Source organism: Nocardioides sp., assembly GCF_031422975.1.
GTDB lineage: Bacteria > Actinomycetota > Actinomycetes > Propionibacteriales > Nocardioidaceae > Nocardioides.
Genome location: NZ_JANPEO010000477.1, coordinates 1 through 5,909 on the forward strand (window position 1 = coordinate 1; position 5,909 = coordinate 5,909).

Annotated in this window: 5 protein-coding genes and 1 pseudogene; all 6 read left to right on the forward strand. The window is 69.3% G+C overall.

Translation table 11 applies throughout. The features are described from left to right. A partial coding sequence (locus tag RMO85_RS14245) for an LpqB family beta-propeller domain-containing protein (protein WP_310529386.1) occupies positions 1–1,467 on the forward strand: 1,467 nt, incomplete at its 5' end. 66 nt (positions 1,468–1,533) lie between these two features. Further along, a complete protein-coding gene (locus RMO85_RS14250; RefSeq protein WP_310529387.1) occupies positions 1,534–2,262 on the forward strand; it encodes a ComF family protein in 729 nt (242 codons plus the stop codon). Positions 2,263–2,602: 340 nt separating this feature from the next. Next, positions 2,603–3,223 carry a ribosome hibernation-promoting factor, HPF/YfiA family gene (gene hpf / locus RMO85_RS14255; RefSeq protein WP_310529388.1) on the forward strand — a complete coding sequence of 207 codons (621 nt, stop codon included), beginning with the start codon at positions 2,603–2,605 and terminating at the stop codon, positions 3,221–3,223. 52 nt (positions 3,224–3,275) lie between these two features. Beyond that, entirely contained in the window at positions 3,276–3,959 is a 684-nt protein-coding gene (locus tag RMO85_RS14260) for a response regulator transcription factor (protein WP_310529389.1), read from the forward strand. Next, positions 3,959–5,170 (forward strand): DNA glycosylase AlkZ-like family protein, encoded by a 1,212-nt coding sequence (locus tag RMO85_RS14265; protein ID WP_310529390.1) that lies wholly within the window; start codon positions 3,959–3,961, stop codon positions 5,168–5,170. Before RMO85_RS14260 ends, RMO85_RS14265 begins: the two co-directional genes overlap by 1 nt. Before the next feature lie 65 nt (positions 5,171–5,235). After that, positions 5,236–5,909, forward strand: a pseudogene (locus tag RMO85_RS14270) (preprotein translocase subunit SecA); the annotation flags it as partial.

The window sequence follows — 5,909 nt, forward strand, 5'->3', positions numbered from 1 at the left end:
CGCTGGACGCCGGAGAGCTCGATCCTCACCTACGGCGAGCTCGGCGACCCGGTCGGCCAGCAGGAGGTCGCGCTGCCGATGACAGGCATCGAGGAGTACGACGCCCGCGGAGCCTGGCAGCGATCGCGCGAGGTCGAGACGATCAGGTTCGCGCTCACGGTCGAGCACGGCGAGTGGCGCATCGACGGGTTGCCCGATGCCCTGATCGTGCCGGAGACCTGGTTCGAGGACTGGTTCCGCCGGATGTCGCTCTACTTCTTCGATCCCACCGCCAAGATCCTGATTCCCGAGCCGGTGTTCGTCCCCGAGGGTGACCAGCTCGCCTCCTCCCTGGTGAGTGGACTGCTCGACGACCCGACCTCTGATCCGCGGATCACCCGTACCTTCGTGCCGCCGGGCTTCAAGCTGGGACTCTCGGTGCCGATCACCACCGCCGGGATTGCCGAGGTCTCGCTGGTGGGAGACCCGGACGCCGTCGACGAGGATGCCAGCCAGCGGATCCTGACCCAGCTGATCTGGACGATGCGGCAGGAGCAGCGGATCCGGGCCGTGCGGCTGACCATGGGCGACGAGGAAGGCGTGCCGGGCGTGGCCACGCAGGTCAACCTGGACGTCGGCGACGCCTTCGACCCCACCGGTGCCCTCTCGAGCGGAGACCTGTTCGGCCTCGTGGACGGTCACGTCGTCCGTGGTTCGATCGGCTCGCTGTTGGGCACCTCCGGTCCGATGGGCACCGACCGGCTGGGCGTGCGCTCGATCGGGGTCAACCTCACGGGCGAGCGCGTGGCCGGTGTTTCCACCGATGGCAGGGGCGTGCTGGTCGCGCCGGTCGATGTCGAGGGCCGAGCCGTCCAGGTGGCCAGCCGGGCACGCGATCTCCTGCCCCCGGCCTGGGACTTCGCGGACCGCATCTGGCTGGCCGACCGGGCCGAGGGCGGAGCCCTGATCAGCGTCGTCGTCGGCCGGCAGCCGCCACGCCAGATCGACGTGCAGGGCGTGAGTGGCCGAGACATCAGGCACCTGCTGATCTCCCGCGACGGCAGTCGCCTGGTCGCCGTCGTGCGTACGCCGAAGGGTGATCGTGTCCTCGCCAGCCGGATCCTGCACAGCGAGGCCGGACGGGTGCTGCGGGCCACCCGGGCGGTGGTGCTCGACTTCGTGCCGGACGACGCCAACCTGGTGATCCGCGACATCGGGTGGCGCTCGCCGACCGCGATCTCGGTGTTGACCGACATCACCGACGACCTGTCGCAGGTCGAGACGATCTCCGTGGATGGATCCCCCGGCGACCTCGGGAGCGAGGGCGCCTCCCGCCTGCGCGGCGGCACCCGCCAGCTCGTCAGCTCGCCCGTCCAGGGTGCTGAGGTCTTCGCGGTCGCCCGTCGGTCCGTCAGCGACCTGACAGCTCCCGAGCGGCCGATCGGGCCGCTGCCCGAGGCACTGTCGTCGCTGACCTACGTCGGCTGAGCTCGTCGTCCACAGGCCCCTCGGGCGGCCTTGTGGCAGGCGCGGAGCGCTGCTGCGATGGACCTCATGCGTGACGTCATCCTCGACCTCGTCCTCGGCAGCGAGTGTGTCGGGTGCGCCCGACCCGGCCGGATGCTGTGTGCTCGGTGCCGGGCGCTGTTGCCCACGGGCCCGCGCGTCTGCTGGCCGCAGCCGACTCCGCCCGGGCTGGTGACGCCGTGGTCCACGGCCGACTATGACGGGGCGGTCCGGGCGATGATCGTGGGCCACAAGGACCGGGGCCAGTTCGGCTTCCGGCGGATCCTGGCCGAGCTGCTGGCCGCGGCTGTCCGGGCAGCTGTGGCGCCGGACGACGGACCCGTCGTCCTGGTGCCGGTGCCGTCCCGTCCCGGTGCCAGCCGCCGGCGCGGCTACGACCCGTTGGGCACCCTGGTGCGAGACACGGTCACCCTCGTGCGAGCGGAGTCGTTCGACGCGACAGCCGCGCCGCTCCTCGTCTCGAGCCGGCGGGTGGTCGACCAGGCGGGGCTCACGGCCAGCCAGCGTGCGACCAACCTGGCCGGGTCGATGTCGTGCCCGTCCCCCGGTCTGGCGCGACTGGCGCGGCGCCGCGCCCGGGCGCGGGTGCTGATCTGCGATGACGTGATCACGACCGGAGCGACGGCGGCGGAGGCGCAGCGAGCCCTCGGCTCGGTCGGTCTGACCCCGGTCGCCGTCGTCACCGTGGCCGCGACCCAGCGCCTCATTGCGGACGAAAGGGGGGGATCGCTTTTGTCCCGGGCCCGGAGGGGCTAGCGTCGTTGCATGGAGTCCGTCCGGGTCCGTGGTTGCGTCATCCGGGCCGGTGCGCGCGCGTGCCAACCAGGAGGACAAGCCGATGCCAGTCGCAGGCGAAACGGTCCACGTAAGGCTGGAAACAGCCGATCACGGTGCGGCTTAGACGTAAGTCCTGCCTCGCCGCCGCCGTCAGATACGGCGTCCGTCGGGAGAGGGTCAGTAGTGGCATCCAAGCTGCGAAAGCTCCAGCAGGCGATTGTGGGGACGAAGACCAGGTCGGCCGGGCGGGCTCCATCTCACCTTGTCAAACAGAGTGCAGGAGTGAGCGCAGAAGTAGCCCCGCTACAAGGAGGTTCACATGGATGTTGTGGTCACCGGCCGACACTGCGAAGTGTCCGACAGGTTCCGTGAACACGTTTCGGACAAGCTCGCCCGGCTCGAGAAGCACGATCATCGAATCATCCGCGTCCAGGTCGAGGTCGAACAGGAGAAGAACCCCCGACAACACGATCGGGCCACCCGTGTGGAGCTCACCGCCTTCTCCACGGGCCCGGTGATCCGGGCCGAGGCCGCGGCCGAGGACAAGATGGGCGCCCTGGACCTCGCGCTCGACAAGATGGCCTCCCAGATGCGACGCGCCGCAGACCGCCGTCGCGTCCACCGCGGCCGACACACACCGGTCTCGGTCGGCCAGGCCCTCGCCGGCAGCGCCGACGCCATCCTCGTCACCGACGACACCGCCGACGAGACCGTCACCGAACGCCAGGTCGGTCCCATCACGGTCACCGGCGACGGCCCCCTGGTCGTCCGCGAGAAGTCGCACGCGGCCGCTCCGATGACCCTCGACACGGCCCTCTACGAGATGGAGCTCGTGGGTCACGACTTCTTCCTCTTCGTCGACAAGGAGAGCGAGAAGCCCTCCGTCGTCTACCGCCGCCGAGGCTACGACTACGGCGTGATCTCGCTCCAACTCGACTGACGCCGACCCTCCGGGCGAGACCGGTCACGCCCGCGTCTGTCATGATGCGGGCGTGACCCAGGCAACAGGAACGGCAGGGGCAGAGCCCATCCGCGTACTCGTGGTCGATGACCAGGAGCTGTTCCGACGTGGGCTGACGATGCTGCTGGCGCAGGACGTCGACATCGAAGTCGTGGGGGAGGCCGCCGACGGTGTCACCGGCACCGACCTGGCCGAGTCCCTTGCGCCCGACGTCGTGCTCCTCGACGTGCGCATGCCGCGCCGGTCGGGTGTCGACGCCTGCCGGGCGATCAAGGAGGCCGTGCCCTCGGCCAAGATCATCATGCTCACCGTCTCCGACGAGGAGGGTGACCTCTACGAGAGCGTCAAGAACGGCGCCTCGGGCTATCTCCTCAAGGACTCCTCTATCGAGGAGGTCGCGCAGGCCGTCCGCGTGGTCAACGAGGGGCAGTCGCTGATCAGCCCCTCCATGGCGATCAAGCTGATCGACGAGTTCAAGCAGATGTCCAAGCCGGACAAGCAGCAGAACACCGCGCTCAAGCTCACCGAGCGAGAGCTCGAGGTGCTGCGACTGGTGGCACGCGGTCTCAACAACCGTGAGGTGGCCAAGGAGCTGTTCATCTCCGAGAACACCGTGAAGAACCACGTGCGCAACATCCTCGAGAAGCTCCAGCTCCACTCCCGCATGGAAGCCGTGATGTACGCCATGAAGGAAAAGCTGCTCGACCTGCCCTGATGCAGTCGCTCTCCCATCTCCAGGCGCGCAGGATCGCGCTGGCCGCCCAGGGTTTCACCGACCGGGCCCACGCCACGCCGACCCTGGCGACGCTCCAGCGCACGCTGGCACGGACCGGGGTCCTGCAGGTCGACTCGGTCAACGTGCTGCAACGCGCGCACTACATGCCGCTCTACTCGCGGATGGGCGCCTACGACCAGGACCTGATCCGCAAGGCGTCCGCCAGGGCGCCGCGCCGGATGGTGGAGTACTGGGCCCACGTCCAGGCCTTCATGCCGGTCGACCTGTGGCCGGTGATGCGGCATCGGATGGATCGCTACCGGGGCGAGCGCGGCAAGTGGGGCTTCGGCGCCGATCCCGGGCTGGAGCCGCGGATCCTGGCCGCCGTCCGGGACCGCGGGCCGGTGACGGCGCGCGGCCTCGACGAGGAGTTCAGCGGGCCGCGGCTCAAGGACAACTGGGGCTGGAACTGGTCCGACGCCCGGCGCGTCCTCGACTACCTCTTCCTCGCCGGCGACGTCGCGATCGCCGGTCGCACGAGCCAGTTCGAGGTGTTGTACGACCTGCCCGAGCGGGTGCTGCCCGCCGACGTGCTGGCGCTGCCTACCCCGACCAGGGCGGAGGCAGACCTCGACCTCGTACGCCGCGCCGCCCGGTCGCACGGCGTGGGCACGGTGCGCTGCCTCGCCGACTACTACCGGATGTCGATGGCCGACACCGTGGTCGCCATCGAGACGCTGGTCGAGGCGGGCGAGCTCAGCGCCGTACGCGTGCAGGGGTGGGACAAGCCGGCCTTCCTGCACCAGGAGGCCAAGCTGCCGCGACGCATCGGTGCCCGGACACTGCTGAGCCCGTTCGACCCGGTCGTCTGGGAGCGCGATCGGGCCGAGGCCCTCTTCGACTTCCGCTACCGCATCGAGATCTACGTGCCGCCCGGCAAGCGGATCCACGGGTACTACGTGCTGCCGTTCCTGCTGGGTGACGCCCTCGTCGCCCGGGTCGACCTGAAGGCAGATCGCGCCACCGGTCGGCTGCTGGTCAAGGCGGCGTACGCCGAAGCGGGAGCCCCCGCGGAGACAGCCGAGGAGCTCGCAGCCGAGCTGATCAGGCTGGCCGGATGGCTGCAGCTGACGAGCATCGTGGTCGAGCCGCACGGGGATCTGGCGCCGGCACTCGCCGCCGCTGCGGCCAGTGCTGGGTGGCGTGGGTAGCATGATCGACGGCCATCCGGCCGCTCGATCTCCACTCCACCCACTGCAAACGGAGTCGCATCACAGTGCCTGCCATCATCGACAAGCTCCTCCGCATCGGCGAAGGCAAGATCCTGCGCCAGCTGGAGACGATCGCCAAGGCGGTCAACGCCATCGAGGACGACTTCGTCAAGATGACCGACGCCGAGCTGCAGGCGATGACGAGTGAGTTCAAGACACGCTTGGACAAGGGCGAGACGCTCGATGACCTGATGCCCGAGGCGTTCGCGGTCGTCCGTGAGGCCTCCAAGCGCGTCATCGGCCAGCGCCACTACGACGTCCAGGTCCAGGGTGGCGCGGCGCTGCACCTGGGCAACATCGCCGAGATGAAGACCGGTGAGGGCAAGACCCTGGTCGCCACGCTCCCGGCCGACCTCAACGCGCTGTCCGGCAACGGCGTCCACGTCGTCACGGTCAACGACTACCTGGCGAAGTACCACGCCGAGTGGATGGGTCGCATCCACCACTTCCTCGGCCTCACCACCGGCGTGATCCTGCCGAGCATGCGTCCCGACGAGCGTCGCGTTGCCTACGCCGCCGACATCACCTACGGCACCAACAACGAGCTCGGCTTCGACTACCTCCGCGACAACATGGCCGACGTCCTGTCCGACTGCGTCCAGCGCGGTCACAACTTCGCCATCGTCGACGAGGTCGACTCGATCCTGATCGACGAGGCGCGCACGCCGCTCATCATCAG